The 14,881-nt window shown below is 56.1% G+C and carries 13 protein-coding genes; 1 reads left to right on the top strand and 12 read right to left on the bottom strand.

All coding sequences use genetic code 11. From position 1 onward, the window contains the following. Positions 1 to 766: 766 nt before the first annotated feature. Complete coding sequence (locus ABSG47_RS01920) at positions 767 to 2,446, top strand: outer membrane beta-barrel protein (RefSeq protein WP_424165657.1); 1,680 nt, start codon at positions 767 to 769, stop codon at positions 2,444 to 2,446. Positions 2,447 to 2,506: 60 nt separating this feature from the next. Here the strand turns inward: ABSG47_RS01920 and ABSG47_RS01915 are convergent, their stop codons facing one another. The 12 genes from ABSG47_RS01915 to ABSG47_RS01860 are packed head-to-tail and all read right to left on the bottom strand — an operon-like array spanning position 2,507 to position 14,606. Next, positions 2,507 to 4,069, bottom strand: a complete 1,563-nt coding sequence (locus tag ABSG47_RS01915) for an NADH-quinone oxidoreductase subunit N (protein ID WP_424165655.1) — start codon at positions 4,067 to 4,069, stop codon at positions 2,507 to 2,509. After that, a complete protein-coding gene (locus tag ABSG47_RS01910; RefSeq protein WP_424165653.1) occupies positions 4,066 to 5,568 on the bottom strand; it encodes a complex I subunit 4 family protein in 1,503 nt (500 codons plus the stop codon). Before ABSG47_RS01910 ends, ABSG47_RS01915 begins: the two co-directional genes overlap by 4 nt. A 6-nt stretch (positions 5,569 to 5,574) precedes the next feature. Continuing rightward, the gene (locus ABSG47_RS01905) at positions 5,575 to 7,107 is read right to left on the bottom strand and encodes a complex I subunit 4 family protein (RefSeq protein WP_424165651.1); all 1,533 of its coding nucleotides are present in this window, start codon (positions 7,105 to 7,107) and stop codon (positions 5,575 to 5,577) included. Continuing rightward, positions 7,104 to 9,179 (bottom strand): NADH-quinone oxidoreductase subunit L, encoded by a 2,076-nt coding sequence (gene nuoL, locus ABSG47_RS01900; RefSeq protein ID WP_424165649.1) that lies wholly within the window; start codon positions 9,177 to 9,179, stop codon positions 7,104 to 7,106. Before nuoL ends, ABSG47_RS01905 begins: the two co-directional genes overlap by 4 nt. Positions 9,180 to 9,183: 4 nt before the next feature. After that, positions 9,184 to 9,495, bottom strand: a complete 312-nt coding sequence (gene nuoK / locus ABSG47_RS01895; RefSeq protein WP_424165647.1) for an NADH-quinone oxidoreductase subunit NuoK — start codon at positions 9,493 to 9,495, stop codon at positions 9,184 to 9,186. After that, positions 9,492 to 9,989, bottom strand: a complete 498-nt coding sequence (locus tag ABSG47_RS01890; RefSeq protein WP_424165644.1) for an NADH-quinone oxidoreductase subunit J family protein — start codon at positions 9,987 to 9,989, stop codon at positions 9,492 to 9,494. The genes nuoK and ABSG47_RS01890 overlap by 4 nt, the downstream gene beginning before the upstream one ends. Positions 9,990 to 10,010: 21 nt before the next feature. Further along, complete coding sequence (gene nuoH, locus ABSG47_RS01885) at positions 10,011 to 11,186, bottom strand: NADH-quinone oxidoreductase subunit NuoH (protein ID WP_424165642.1); 1,176 nt, start codon at positions 11,184 to 11,186, stop codon at positions 10,011 to 10,013. Beyond that, positions 11,183 to 11,797 carry a 4Fe-4S dicluster domain-containing protein gene (locus tag ABSG47_RS01880; RefSeq protein ID WP_424165640.1) on the bottom strand — a complete coding sequence of 205 codons (615 nt, stop codon included), beginning with the start codon at positions 11,795 to 11,797 and terminating at the stop codon, positions 11,183 to 11,185. The genes nuoH and ABSG47_RS01880 overlap by 4 nt, the downstream gene beginning before the upstream one ends. 10 nt (positions 11,798 to 11,807) lie before the next feature. Beyond that, entirely contained in the window at positions 11,808 to 12,965 is a 1,158-nt protein-coding gene (locus ABSG47_RS01875; protein WP_424165638.1) for an NADH-quinone oxidoreductase subunit D, read from the bottom strand. After that, positions 12,962 to 13,630 carry an NADH-quinone oxidoreductase subunit C gene (locus ABSG47_RS01870; protein WP_424165635.1) on the bottom strand — a complete coding sequence of 223 codons (669 nt, stop codon included), beginning with the start codon at positions 13,628 to 13,630 and terminating at the stop codon, positions 12,962 to 12,964. The genes ABSG47_RS01875 and ABSG47_RS01870 overlap by 4 nt, the downstream gene beginning before the upstream one ends. Beyond that, positions 13,630 to 14,244, bottom strand: a complete 615-nt coding sequence (locus tag ABSG47_RS01865; protein WP_424165632.1) for an NADH-quinone oxidoreductase subunit B — start codon at positions 14,242 to 14,244, stop codon at positions 13,630 to 13,632. Before ABSG47_RS01865 ends, ABSG47_RS01870 begins: the two co-directional genes overlap by 1 nt. Then, positions 14,235 to 14,606, bottom strand: a complete 372-nt coding sequence (locus ABSG47_RS01860) for an NADH-quinone oxidoreductase subunit A (RefSeq protein WP_424165630.1) — start codon at positions 14,604 to 14,606, stop codon at positions 14,235 to 14,237. The genes ABSG47_RS01865 and ABSG47_RS01860 overlap by 10 nt, the downstream gene beginning before the upstream one ends. Positions 14,607 to 14,881 lie beyond the last annotated feature (275 nt).

The raw sequence follows: 14,881 nt of genomic DNA, 5'->3' as shown, positions 1-14,881 counted from the left end.
ATTGCATGCAAAGTTTCTGAAGGAGGTGGGGTTACGAAAGGGTGGTGGACTTTGGTAATGGGGAAAGAAAGGGAAAAGGGACAAGGGATATAGAGACCAGGGCGTTTCTCCTCTTGCTGTGGGGCGATCCCTGCCTGGCCGCTAATACGAATACGCGGCGAGGGTGGGGCGTCCGAACTTTATACCTTCGGGAGAGATGCTTTAGTGTGACAGATTTCGCGAATTAATGTGCAAATTGCGCAAAGTTTCTTGAGGGTGCCCCCCCCGTAAGTAACAAGTTTTGTCTACATATTGGTAAATACCAGAAATGCACTCTAAGATATACAAATAAAAGACTTAATAGCAGAATGCCTCCTCAGCCAGAAAACATGCTTCCAAGGCAAATGAAAAGCGAAAACGCTCCCGGCACCAAGCGCCGTTCTTGGATCCGTCAAGCTGAATCTGCCATTCAATTGGGGTTCCAGGTCTCTGGATTTGAGACCTGGAACAGTTAGAAGCTAAGAGCTAACAGCTAAAGGCTGTCTTTAAAAATGCCAGATCACATCCGCAGCCAGCGGCGGGACTATTCTAGTCTTTATGTTTCTGTTACTTAGCCTATATATCTGTCTTATTGCCTAACATAGTTCTTATGACTTCCTCATGATTCTCTTTCACCCTTCTTGCAATATGCGGCGTAATCTATGTTGCGGTCCAGAAGAATCTAGTCTCTGCTGGACTCCGGCCCGTACCGCCCATTCGCTAGTTGGGTGGCTGAAAGGAAACTTCAATGTTCCGGCGTCTCACAATGCTGCATAGGCAGCTTATCTCTCCCATCCTTGTTGCTCTCGCTTTTGTTTTTCTTAACCAGTCCGCTTACTCGCAAACCACAACCGATCCCCGCACCGGCTCCCCTGAAACTGCGCCTGCGTCGACCAGCAACGGCTCCGACACCAATGCAGCACTGCTACGCGAGCTCGAAGCAATGAAACAGCGCATCGAACAGCTCGAAGCCCAGTTGAAAGCGAAGAGCTCCGCTAACGGTGCGCCGCAGCCCACCCCACAACCCGCAGAGCAACTATCAGCGGCCGCGCATGATTCTGTAGCGCCTACGGTCAAAGCAGGTTCGCCTGACTCATCAACCGCTGTCGCGGTATCTTCGGCTCCCGTCAATTCTGGTTCTGCGGAGAAGAGCGCGCCTTTTGCCTTTGCCGATTTCACATGGCTTAACGGCAACCCGCGCACCAAAGACGCTGCCTTCGATTCCAAGTTCTTCACACCGGAAGTCCGCGCTGACGTCGACTACACATACGACTTCCGCCATCCTCAGGACGACACCATCGGCGGCTCCAGCGAAGTCTTCCGCGCGAATGAAGTACAGCTCACGCAGCTTGGCGTCGGTGGCGACTTTCACTATGACAACGTCCGCGCACGCTTCATGACGCAGTTCGGCATGTACTCCACCACCACTCCGCGCAATGATGCCAGCTACTCTCGTGGCCAATGGGATTTAGCTGACGCTTACCGTTATCTCTCGGAAGCTTACGGCGGCTACCACTGGAATGCCCTGCACGGCATCAACGTCGATGCAGGTATCTTCATGTCCTACGTTGGCCTCTTCAGCTATTACAACTTTGACAACTGGGCTTATCAGCCCTCGTATGTCTCGTCCAACACACCATGGTTTTTTACCGGTGTCCGCACGCAGATATTCCTCACGGACAAATTGAAGATTGAGCCGTGGTTCGTCAATGGCTGGCAGTCGTATGGCCGCTTTAATAACCGTCCCGGCGTAGGCGGCCAGATACTCTGGCGCCCCAACGGCAAGCTCTCCATCCTCGGCAATCAATATGCGCTCGGCGAGGATGTGCTCGGCGTTCCCGGACGTGTCCGCTACCACACCGACGACAGCGTCGAGTACAAGTACTTCGATACCAAGTCGCGCGGTCTCGACAAAGGAGCCTTCTCTCTCACCTTTGACCTGGGCTGCGAGCACGGCGGCAACGTGCAGGCAGGAACCAGCGTAAGCTGCGCCGGCGACTCCGCAAAAGGTCCAAAGCAGAGCTTCATCGGCTACATGGCCTATAATCGCCTCTGGTTTGACCGTGACCTATTCGCGCTTACCATCGGCGGTGGAGGCATTAACAACCCCGGACGCTACCTCGTGCTGCTGCCGCCCATCAATGGAGCCACAGCAACCTCCGGCACGCCGTACTTCACAGAGAATCCGGGCGACAAGTACAAGGCGTGGGATACGTCTGCCACTGTCGACTATATGCCGAGCCAATACATCACGTGGAGGATGGAATACAACCACCGTGCCGCCGATGTGCCCTACTTTACGGGTCCTGGAGGCATTACCCCGCCGGGCGGAAACCAAGGCGCACCTGGCTCTATTGTTCCCGGATGGACGCCTGATCTGCGCAAGACTGAAAACCGCATAACTGGAGCAATTCTCGTGAAGTTCTAAAACCTGCAAAAAGCAAAGTCCCCGGTCCGAATTCGGATCGGGGGCTTCGCTTTGGTGGCTTTAAAAGCTCGCAATCCAGCCCTGTAGCACCGACGGCAAGCAGCCCGCCAGCACCACTGCCGCCGCAATCGCCATCAGCACCAGCATCGTCACTGGATGTACGTGGATCGGAGTATCATCCACCGCCGGCATTACATAAGCGCGTTTCAGCACCTGCAGATAGTAGTAAAGCGAAACAGCACTCATCGCCACCGCCAGCGCCACCAATGCAAACGGCCACACCCCACCGCCGACAGCTAGTACCGCGGCAAAGAGATTGAACTTCGCCCAGAAGCCAACCAGCGGCGGAATCCCCGCCAGAGAAAGGAAGAGAATCAACAGCACCGCAGCCAGCACAGGGTTTCGCTTATGTAGCCCAAGAAACGCATCCAGCTTATCGCTACCCGTCGTACGCTCCACGACGCCGATTACGCCGAAAGCCCCAATCGTCGTCAGTCCGTACGTCAGCACATAGTAGAGAACTGCGTTCTGGCTTATGACACCAGCATTAAAGGCATTTCCCCAGAACGACATCACATCGCTTTGCCCAGAGTAGGTCGAATAAATCGCAATTCCGAGCAGGATATAGCCAGCATGTGCAATCGCGGAATAAGCCAGTAGCCGTCTGACACTCGTCTGTGCCAATGCCGCTAGATTGCCCACAATCATCGAAGCGACGGCAGCAATCAACAACACCAGCGCAAGATGCTGCCAGCTTTGATAAGCGCTGACGATGTAATGCTCAACCGCTGGTCGCGCACCGCTCAGATATTCATTCGAAACCTGCAACCACTGAAAACTGAAAGTCAGCAGTAACGTAAAACTTGCAATCTTAGAAACCGATGCGATAAACGCCGCCGCCGGAGCAGGTGCGCCTTCATAAGTGTCAGGAGCCCACAAATGAAACGGGACCGCCGCAACCTTGAATCCCAACCCTGCTACAACTAAAACCCACGCCACAATCAGTAGCGGCGACGAACCCGAATTGGCAATCGAACTCTGAATCTCATACAGATTCGTACTGCCGGTCAGACCGTAAAAATAGCTGAACCCAAATAACAAAAACGCCGCCGACATTCCACCAAACAAGTAGTACTTCAGCGCCGCCTCAGCACTCTTCGCAGAAGTCTTACCAAACGCCGTCAGGATATATAGCCCAATACTCAGCAACTCGAGACCGATAAAGATGACAAGCAGATCCCGCGCCGCGGAAATCACTAGCCCACCGGACGCCGCCATCAGCACAACAGCAACAAACTCGCCCGGATGCTTCGTAAAGCTCGAATCAATCAGCAGCAGCAGCGTTACCGCAGTCAAAACCAGTACGCCCATCTGCGCCACGGCAGTAACACCGCCATTGGCCAGCACAAGCAAACCATCAACACTGAATCCAGCGCTAGTCTGCATGCCAACCGCCCACATTGCGGCCAAGCATCCAATCACGCCGATCACAGCGGCCGAACTTAGGCGCACTTGTAACGCAGCCTTGCGCAGAAAAGCCAGATCAACAAGCAGTACAAGAAGCGCAGCAAGGTCAAGAGCCGTCTCCGGCAGCGTCACGTGGAAGAGTTCGCCATAATTCATTGCGCACCTCCCGCAAGCAGCGCTTTCACCGCCGGCTCAATCGAATCCAGCAGTACCCGCGGCCACAAGCCCACCAGCAGACTCGTCGCCGCCAGCAACGTAAATCCCGTCACCTCGGGCCACGTAATCGCAGCCAGCTCGTGTCCATGCTCATGAGTGTGCGCCATAGACGGCGCATCGCTGAAGAATGCCTTCTGCAATGCTCGCCACGTGTACGCAACACCGATCACGATGCCAACGCCGGCCGCAGCAGTCCACCACGGATCGGCTTTCCATGACCCGACAAGCACCTGCAACTCCGCCACAAACCCCGAAAAACCTGGCAATCCCATCGAAGCGATGCCCGCAATCGCGAATCCCCACGCCGCAAACGGCAGCCGCTTTGAAAGGTGCATCGTCTCCAGTTCCGCCAGTTGCCGCGTGTGCGTTCGCTCGTACACAATCCGCCCCACAATGCCGAACAGCAGTCCCGCAAGCACGCCGTGCGAAAACATCTGCAGCACCGCGCCCGTCACGCCAATCTGGTTCAACGTCATCAACCCCAGCAGCACAAATCCCATGTGACTCACGCTCGAGTAGCCAATGACAAATTTGAAATCCGTCTGCACCAGCGCCACCAGCGCACCATAAATAATCCCAATCACCGCCAGCACAGCAAAAACATCTCGCCACGATCCAATGCCGAGAAAGCCGAAGCCCCACGGGTCCATACCGTGCGGGAACAATCCCATCGCCACACGCAGGCACCCGTATGCACCCAGCTTCATGACCACGCCGGCCAGCAGCATCGAAGCTGCAGTCGGCGCAGCTACGTGACCAGTCGGCGCCCATGTGTGGAATGGCCACATACCGGCCAGAATTGCGAATCCCACAAACACCAGCGGAAACGCCCACATTTGAAAGCTCACCGGCAGCGCCGCATGGCCCAACTCGACAATCCCCGTCGAATGGCTGCCTGCCATCGCATACGCGGCCAGCAGTCCGATCAGCACCATTGCCGAGCCGGCAAACGAATAAAGCGCCAGCTTCATCGCGGCGTACTCCCGCCGTGTCGAACCCCAGATCGCAATCAAAAAATACTTCGGCACAATTGCGATCTCATAGAACACAAACAGCAGGAACAGGTCGAAGCTTAGAAATACGCCGTACACACCGCCAATCAGCGCCAGGAAAAACGCAAAAAACTCATTCGTCCTCAGCTCGATATTCCAACTGAACAGCACGCCAGCCACAGCAGCCAGTCCGGTCAGCAGCACCAGCACGCGGCTGATTCCATCCGCCGCCAGAGTGTAATGAATCCCCATTGCAGGCACCCACGGCGTGTCCACCAGCACCACGCGCCCTTGACCCGCGCCGCCGGCAAATCCACAAATCGCAATTACAAGCCCGGCCAATGCCACCACGAGAGCCACTGCGCGCGCAAGCGCAGGCTTGCCCTTGGGCAGCAGAGCCTCAACTAACGCGCCGGCAAATGAGAGATAAATCGTCCAGGCAAGCATCGGTTCTTAAAATCTCCAGTGCGCCAGCAGGTTCACCACCGTGGGATTGACGCCGTCCACAATCAACTGCGGCAGCAGGCCGATGAGCAGCATCAGCGCAATCACCGGAGCCAGCGCCAGACGCTCTCCGGTATGCAGATCGGCAAACGCAGTCCAGCGCTCAGGCACAGGGCCCGCAAAAACTTTCTGAATCACCGTGAGAATCACCGCGGCAGTCACCAGCAATCCCAGCACACTTACGGTGGCCGCCACCCACGCCAGCGGAAACACCCCACGGAAGATGAGAAACTCGCCCACGAATCCATTCAGTCCGGGGAGCCCGAGCGACGAGAACAGCGCAATCCCCATCAGTCCCGCAAAAACTGGGGCAGGCTTGCGCAGTCCGCCAAAGTCGTCAATTCCGCGCGCTCCTCCACTACGTTCCTGCAGGAGCGCAATAAACCAGAACAGCGCCGCTGCTGTAATGCCGTGATTAAACATCTGCAGAATCACGCCATTCAACGCTGCCGCCTGGCTCGTCTGCATTGCCGCGCTTGTCGCCGGTACCGCCAGCGCAAAGATTCCCAGCATGCAGTAGCCCAGGTGATTCACAGACGAGTATGCAAACACCCGCTTCAGATCCTTCTGCGCTGCTGCAGCCCACGCGCCCATCACCACCGTCGCCACCGCAAGCACCAGCAGCGGCGTCCGCATCGCAGCAATCTGCACTCCAAATAGGGGCAACGCAATCCGCAGCATACCGTAGACGCCCATCTTCGACATCGTGCCCGTCAGCAGCATCGTTACGGGAGAAGGCGCTTCACTGTACGCTTCAGGTAGCCATGTATGAAACGGCATCAGCGGTACCTTTACTGCAAATCCTGCCAGCACGCCCACGGCCAGCCACGGCATTACCGGCCCCAGATGCGCGGTAACAATTTGCTCCAGCTCGCCCGTGGAAGCAAGCAGTGTCAAATGCTCAAAGTCCATGCTGCCCGTAGCCAGAAACACGCCAAGAAATGCCAGCAGCAGGGCCACCGAGCCCGCCATCGTATACACAAAAAACTGCGTTGCAGTCGGCCCACGCTTCGCGCCGCCCCAGAGCTTGATCAGGAAAAACGCAGGAATCAGACTCAGCTCCCAAAAGAGAAACCAATGGAAGAAATTCTGCGCTGTAAACGCGCCGAAAAGTCCTGCTTCAAGCAATAACACCAACGCGAAATATAGATTCGGCTGCCGGTACACACGGTGGGCCGCATCAATCGACATGAGCGCCACGATCGCAGAAAGCACCAGCATCAGCGCGCTCAGTCCGTCCGCGCCAAGGTGGTATTCAATTCCAAGCGATGGCGCCCATGCAGCGCGTTCCACAAAACCCATACTTCCATCAGACGGCAGATGCGTCCATACCACGAGTGCGACCGCCAGGCTCGCAGCCGCAGCCAGCATCGCCACCAGCCGCGCGAACCTTCCAGCAAAGAGCGCAATCACTGCTCCCACAATTGGCAGCGCAGTCAACAAAGTCAACATTGGAATCCCGTTCGTCTCTGTTCCGATCATGGGCGGCTGCTCCAGATCAGAATGACTGCCAGCACAACAACGGCAACAGCAAGCAGCCGCAGATAGGTTTGCGTGCGTCCGGACTGCACGCGAGCCAGCAGACCGCCGCCTGAGTAAAGCTCCTCGCAGCCCTTGTCAAAGCCACCGTTCACCCATTCGTTGTCAAAGAAGCGATCGAAGTGGGCCAGCCGGCCAAATACCCATATCACCAGCGCTACAATCCCGCCCCATACACGCCGGTCGAGCCAATCTGCAACCTCCGCCCACCATTTGTAGAACGCGATGAACGTCACACCATAAAACTCATCCACGTACAAGCGGTTGCGCAGTGCAGCCCAAACCGGTGGCACGGCCTTTTCCAGCACGTCGCGTTCTTCCGGCGCAGGCGACTTCGAACCATACAGTAGCCAACCGAACCCAAGCCCCACGAGCACAATTAACGTTGAGGTCAGAAGCAACACTAGAAATTCTGATTCGCCAAACTTCCCAAACTCAATTGCAGCCGCATGCCCTTCGAGAAAACTCCGGAACCACGGCCACGCCGGCGTCCCAATCACACCCAGCGCAATCGCAAAAAAGGCAAGAATAGCGAGCGGTGCGGTCATCACTGCCGGGCTCTCATGCGCATGGCCATGTCCACGCCACTTGCCAAAGAAGACATAGCTAACCTGGCGCGTCATATAAAACGCCGTCAGGACCGCGCCAAACACCAGCAGATAAAACGGTCCTCTGCTGAAATGCGCATCCTTCGCAGCCGCCAGAATTCCATCCTTGCTCCAAAAACCAGAGAAGACGATCGGGAATCCGCTCAGCGCAAGCATACCAATCGCGTATGTCGCAAACGTGAGCGGCATCGCCTTCCGCAGGCCGCCCATCTTGCGCACATCCTGCTCCTCATGTACGCCATGGATCACCGATCCCGCGCCCATAAACAAGAGCGCCTTGAAGAACGCATGCGTAATCAGATGGAACATGCCCACCGCCACGCCGCCTAATCCAAGTCCAGCCATCATGTACCCAAGCTGTGAGACCGTAGAGTAAGCCAGAATGCGCTTGATGTCATCCTGAGCCACGGCGATAAGCGCGGCAAAGACCGCGGTAGCTGCGCCCACCCATGTCACCACGGTCAGCGCCGTTGTTATTCCGCCCGCCGGCGTGCCTGCCTGCATCAGCGGGTAAACACGTGCGATTAAATACACGCCCGCAGCTACCATCGTCGCTGCGTGAATCAACGCAGAGACAGGCGTCGGACCTTCCATCGCATCCGGCAGCCACACATGCAGCGGCAATTGGCCGCTTTTGCCGGCTGCGCCAGCAAAGATCAGCAGCCCGATCACTGTAGCCGCACTCAGTCCCAACGCAGCCGGTGCTGCCAGCAAGCCGTTCAGAGCTGCAGGCTCCATTGAACCCGCGCCGCTGTTATAGAAAAGCAGCGTTCCCGTCTGCGCAAAGAGCCACACAATGCCAAGCAGGAAGAAAATATCTCCCACCCGTGTAGTCAGAAACGCCTTCTTGGCAGCCGCGGCAGCGGAGGGTTTCTGATACCAGAACCCGATCAGCAGATACGAAGTGAGGCCAACCAGTTCCCAGCACATGAACAATAGCAACAGGCTGTTCGCAATGACCACGCCGAGCATGGCACCGGCAAAGAGCGAGAGAAAGCAGAAGAACCGCGTGAAGTTTTCGTCATGCGCCATGTAGCCAGTCGAGTAGATAACGATGAGCAGACCGACGAAGGTCACCATCACCAACATCACGGCGGAGAGCGGATCGAGGACCCAGCCAAGATCGACCGTAGATGTACCGAATTGCAACCAGGTAAAGTTCGCTGTCTCGCGAACGTTATGACCGCTCGTCCAGCCGGAGAGCACATGACTAAATGCAACCAGCGCAAGAAGCAGCGAAAGCGCAAGCGAGCCAATGGCCAGCGTTGCGGCAAGCTTCCGTGCAGGCTGTTTCAGTAGAGCAATCACGCCCGCAGCTACCATTGGTATGGCCGGAATCAGCCACAAAAGCTGCGTGATTCCAGATGCAGCTGTTTGAAGAGCAAAGCCGTTCGTCCCTTGCATCATCGGCTCACCCTTTCATCCGGCTGATCTCGTCGAGATCGGTTGTACGCAAGTGTCGATAGATAGAGATCACAAGACCCAGTCCTACAGCCGCCTCTGCGGCGGCTACAGCAATCGAAAATACGGCAAACATTAGCCCGGTCAGCGCGGCCGGATTTGGTCCATAGCGCCAGAACGCAATCAGATTCAGGTTGGCCGCATTCAGCATCAGCTCAATGCCAATCAATACGAGAATGGCATTGCGGCGCGTCAAAGCACCGGCAAGTCCAATGGCAAACACCAGCGCAGCCACCAACAAATAACAGGAAAGCGGACTCACTTCGCGCTCCCTTTCTCGTGCATTGCCACAATCACGGCACCAATCATCGCCGCGGTAAGCAATACAGCAACAATCTCGAGTGGCAACACGTAGCGACCCATCAATGCATTACCAATCTGTGCGACGCTAATCTGCGGCTCAGTCTGCTCCTGCGGCAATGCTGCCTGACTTTTGATGACGGCCCATGCCAGCACAGCAAAAACTGCCGCTGCGATAACCAGCCCGGCCAGCCATGTCTTGCTGAAAACACCCGTCGCAGGCGTCTCTGAGTTGCGTGTCAATAGAATTGCAAACACCACCAGAATCGCCACGGCGCCAACATAGACGAGAATCTGCGCAAAGCCCGCAAACTGCGCGTTCAATCGCAGAAACAAGAGCGCCAGTCCTGCAAAGGCCACTGCCACTGCAAGCGCGCAGTGTACTGTATTGCGTAGCATTACCGCCGCTAGTCCACCAGCAACAGTGAGAGCGGCCAGAATCGCAAAGATCACCATCCGCGGCCCATCCTTTCGGCTCTACTCGGCATAGCGGTAACTCCGTGGGCCAAATTTCTTGCTCCGCATCCCTATGCGCCCTCCAATGATGTATGCGGACAGCAAAATCGCCGAGCAGACAACCCAGCGTAGGAAGCCCTCGCCCATAAACCGCCACAATCCTGCAACTAACAGGTTCAGCAGCGTCATTGGCAACACAAACTTCCACGCAAAATTCATGAGCTGATCTTGCCTAAGGCGCGGGAATGTTCCGCGCATCCAGATGTAGAAGCATATCCACGTCATGATCTTTGCAAAAAACCAGAACCACGACGGAACCACATTCAAAATCGCAAGCGGCGCGCTCCATCCGCCCAGAAAGAGTGTTGCGCCGAGGCCCGAGATCGAAAGCATCGCAACATACTCGCCAAGGAAAAACTCCGCAAACTTGAATCCCGAGTATTCCGTGAAGTACCCCGCGACAAGCTCTGACTCACCTTCCGGCAGATCAAATGGCGAACGATTAGTCTCCGCAGTTGCCGCAATGGCAAACATCACAAATGCAGCAAAGCCCATCGGCGTAAATACAAACCAATGCGGCAATCCCCATGTGTACTGGTTCTGCACTTCCACAATCTTGTCCAGCGAGAGTGATCCTGTCATCATCACAATCACCACGCTTGACATCAGCAGCGGAACCTCGTAGCTGATCATCTGCGCCACCGCACGCATTGCTCCGAGCAGCGAATACTTATTGCGGCTCGACCACCCCGCCATGAAAACCGTCAGCTCGGCCGAGGCACCCATAGCGAAGTAAAACAACAAGCCCGCATCCATCGGCACAAAGGTCATATTGCGGCCCATCGGCAGCACGGCGTAGCCCATAAAGACCACAACCACCAGCATCACCGGCGCAAGAAAATGCACAACGTGGTCCGCACTGTAAGGAATCACATCCTCTTTGATCAGCGCCTTGATACCATCTGCTACTGGCTGCAGCACACCAAGCGGCCCCACACGATTCGGCCCGATGCGGTTCTGCATGCGGCCCAGTCCCTTGCGCTCAAGTAGTACAGAGATCGCAAATAGCCCCGGAAAGACCGCCAGAATCGCCACCACGCTCAAAAGCGCAGCCACGATAGGCTGCAGCCACACTGGCAGGAATCCGATAATCCAGTGTTTCAGCAGCACAAATATCTGATCGAGCGTATTCGTCATTGCGGTTGAGCCCCCTCTGCAGGCTTGGGCGCAGCAGCAGCAGCCTTGGCGGCAGCAGCGACTGCCGCAGCCCTGGCCTTTTCCTCAACCTTGGCCTTCTCTTCCGCCAGGCGCGCGTCTACCTCCGCAGCCTCCGTCGGGTGAATCTTGTGGTAGTACTCATTGGGTTTCGCAAGCTGCTTGCGATCTTGCAGCAACCCTCCAAAGCGATCATCCGTTGCCAGTTCAAACTCGTTGTCCATCTTGATCGCCTCAAACGGACATACTTCCACGCAGATCTGGCAACTCATGCATACGGATATGTCGATGTCGAACTGCGTCGGATAAATCTGCAACTTACCCGCATAATCCGGCTTCTTGTCCTTACTTTTTTCGATGTAGATGCACTTGGGCGGGCACTCTTTTTCGCATATCTGGCAGGCCACGCAGCGCAGTCCCGCCTCCCAGTCTGCGCCGTCATACACCAGAAACGGAAAGTTACGCGAGGCCTCCGGCAGCGGATGACGCTCCTCCGGATACTGGACTGTCGTTAGCCGTTCTTTTGAGACAAAGCTGCCTGCAAAGTTTCTTGCCGTCTCCGCCAGCCCCTTCAGTAAGCCTTCACCCAGCACGTTGCCTCTCCTATCGGTCTACTTCACCAAGCACAATATCCACACTGCCAAAGATCACCACCACATCGGCCACGTTTTGCCCCAGGCACATGTCTTCCAGAATTGTCAGATTGATAAAGCTCGGTGGCCGGATGCGAAAACGGTACGGCGATGTGCCGCCATCGCTGATCAGATAGAACCCGAGTTCGCCCTTCGGAGCTTCAATGCGCCCATACGCCTCGCCCGGCTTGGGTTTAAAGCCGCGAATTTTCGCCTTGGGGTCCACAAACGGTCCCGCCGGAATATCCTTCAACGCCTGCTCCAGAATCTTCAGTGACTCGCGCATTTCCAACACGCGAACCATATAGCGGTCATAAATATCGCCGTGCTCACCCAGCGGCACGCGGAAGCTAAACCGGTCGTAGATACCATAGCGGTCCACTTTACGGATGTCGTAGTTCACGCCCGCTGCACGCAGCATCGGCCCGGTTATACCCGCATTCACCGCCAATTCGGGCTTGACGACGCCTATGCCCTGGCACCGCGCCATCAAAATCTCGTTCGAAGTCAGTAGATTCTCAAATTCGTCTATAAACTGCGGTAGTTCCGCCACAACCTTCCGCGCTGCATTCAAGTGCGCCTCCGACATATCAACTCGGCAACCGCCAAAGCGCATGTAGTTGCACATCAAGCGCGAGCCCGTCAGGCTCTCAAACAAATCCAGAATCTTCTCGCGCTCGCGGAATGCGTACATTAGCGGCGTGCCGCTCGCGCCCATCTCCTGCGTCAAAAAACCAATCGTCGAAGCATGATTCTGAATACGCGTCAGCTCCGCCAGAATCACGCGAATGTACTCCGCTCGCTCCGGCACAGCCTGCCCCACCAGCTTCTCAACCGTCAGAGCATACGCCCAGTTATTTGTCAGTGAGCAGAAGTAGTCCAGCCGATCGGTATACGGCATCATCTGCAGATAGCCTACTGTCTGCCCGATCTGCTCATGATTGCGGTGAAGATAGCCAAACACGGGCTTCAGCTTGATCACGCGCTCGCCATCCAACGCTACATCCATGCGAAAAACGCCGTGCGTTGAAGGATGGTGCGGCCCCATTGAAATTTCCAGCAGCTCGCCTTCGCCGTCAGCTTCAATCACTGGAGGCCGGTTCCAAGTTTCCAATAAGCTCTCGCTCACTGTGCCGCCTCCGTCTTCGCCGCTGCCTGATGCGCCTGCGCGCGCTTCAACACCTCGTCATGCGGCGTAGGTTCGTACTCGTAGTCATCCGGGTCCACATAATCGCGCCGCATCGGATAATCCTTGAATTCATCCCACATCAAAATCCGCCGCAGGTCCGGATGCCCGGTAAAGATGATTCCGAATAGATCGAAGACCTCACGCTCCTGAAACTCCGCTGCGCGCCAGATCGGAGTAAGCGAAGGCAGCTCCACTTTGTCGCTCCGGTTACCAGTGCGTATGCGCAGAATCACCGGACCATGTTTCTTCGCCATCGAATACAGGTGATAGACCGCTTCAAGATAACCTGGTGTGACCGTCTTCTTCGTCTCCTCCACGGTCTCATCCACAATCGTCTTAACACCGTCCACTTCCTTTTCAACCGGATGCGTAACCTTCACCTTCTCCGTAGTCTCTTTATCCAGCCAGTCGACACCCGTCACATTGGAAAGAAAATCCAGTTTGAGTTCCGCGTCATCGCGCAGAAATTTCGCCACGGCAAAGGCGTGAGCCGCATCCAGCAGCAGAGAGTGTTCAGCGCTGGGGCTACCATTGGGCACAATCTCCGCGCGCGCGCCCGGCACTGCCACCTCAATCGCTGCCTTAATCTCCTCGACCGTCTTCATCAGCGGATCACCACCGGCACGGTCCATACGTTCGGATTTGAAGGAGGCACCAGATCGTGTTCGCCCTGTTCTGGAACCGGAAACTCACCAGGCGCATCGGCATTCAGGTAACGCGGCCTGTTTTCGCCCGTCAGGCTATGCTCGTCAATCTTCTTCTGCAACGTCATAAAAGCCTGCAGCAGCGCCTCGGGTCGCGGAGGGCAACCCGGAATGTGCACATCCACAGGAATATAACGATCAATCCCCTTCAGCACGTTGTATCCCTGCTTGAACGGGCCGCCGGAGATTGCGCACGCTCCCATCGCGATCACATACCTCGGCTCGGCCATCTGGTTATAAAGCCTTACCACCTGCGGCGCCATCTTCTTTGTCACCGTACCGGAGACAATCATCAGGTCCGCCTGACGGGGCGACGGCCGAAACACCTCCGCTCCAAACCGCGCCAGGTCATAGCGCGCCATTGTCGTGGCAATCATCTCAATCGCGCAACACGCCAGCCCAAACTGCATCGGCCACACCGAGCTCTTGCGACCCCAGTTGTAGAGTTCCTGAATGGTCGTGACAAAGATACCCTGTTTACCTAATTCGATCTTCAATTCCTGATCTATTGCCACGTCAAAACTCCCTTCGCCCACGCCCAGGCCAGCCCTTCGACTAGCAGAAGCACAAACGCCAGCATCGCCAAGCATGCCCCTCCGCTCAGCCCCGTAAACACCACTGCAAACGGCAGCAAAAAGACCGCTTCCACATCAAAGATGAGAAAGATAATCGCGTACAGGTAATAGGCCGAGCGGAACTGCACCCATGCATCGCCTTTGGACTCAAGCCCGCACTCATAAATCGCATTCTTGATCGCGTTCGGCTTGGCCGGTGCGAATACCCGTGCCCACAGCCATGCCAACCCCAGCGGCGCAAGTCCGAATCCGAGTGCGCCAAAAAACAAAACGGCCAGAGAAAAATAAGGGCTTGAGGTCATCGCGGGGTCAGGAAACCTTCTGTATCAACCTACCAGTTTGGCCCCTTCTTTGGCTAAGCGGATGTGCCGCGAATCACACCATTCAGCCTGATTTTTCGCCCGTTCATCCCACTCTGTGAACCGTTTACTGTTTGCCTGCAATCTTGGTAAATCATCCCTCTTGAAGAACGGTCAACCGTGGCCATAGAGGCTCGCCCAAGTATGCAGAGCGAACCTGTTCATGCGTACCGTTCCTCTCCGTTCCGCTGCAATCCGTCTCTCCGTGCTCTTCTGCT

It is taken from the genome of Occallatibacter sp., assembly GCF_049510455.1.
GTDB lineage: Bacteria > Acidobacteriota > Terriglobia > Terriglobales > Acidobacteriaceae > Telmatobacter.
This window is presented reverse-complemented; position numbering and strand designations above follow the sequence as displayed.

Coding starts and splice junctions, on each gene's coding strand:
- ABSG47_RS01915 (WP_424165655.1), bottom strand. CDS start 4,069: ATGAATTATGGCGAACTCTTCCACGTGACGCTGCCGGAGACGGCTCTT.
- nuoH (WP_424165642.1), bottom strand. CDS start 11,186: ATGACGAATACGCTCGATCAGATATTTGTGCTGCTGAAACACTGGATT.
- ABSG47_RS01905 (WP_424165651.1), bottom strand. CDS start 7,107: ATGATCGGAACAGAGACGAACGGGATTCCAATGTTGACTTTGTTGACT.
- ABSG47_RS01910 (WP_424165653.1), bottom strand. CDS start 5,568: ATGCTTGCCTGGACGATTTATCTCTCATTTGCCGGCGCGTTAGTTGAG.
- ABSG47_RS01920 (WP_424165657.1), top strand. CDS start 767: ATGTTCCGGCGTCTCACAATGCTGCATAGGCAGCTTATCTCTCCCATC.
- ABSG47_RS01870 (WP_424165635.1), bottom strand. CDS start 13,630: ATGAAGACGGTCGAGGAGATTAAGGCAGCGATTGAGGTGGCAGTGCCG.
- nuoL (WP_424165649.1), bottom strand. CDS start 9,179: ATGATGCAAGGGACGAACGGCTTTGCTCTTCAAACAGCTGCATCTGGA.
- ABSG47_RS01860 (WP_424165630.1), bottom strand. CDS start 14,606: ATGACCTCAAGCCCTTATTTTTCTCTGGCCGTTTTGTTTTTTGGCGCA.
- ABSG47_RS01890 (WP_424165644.1), bottom strand. CDS start 9,989: ATGGTGATCTTTGCGATTCTGGCCGCTCTCACTGTTGCTGGTGGACTA.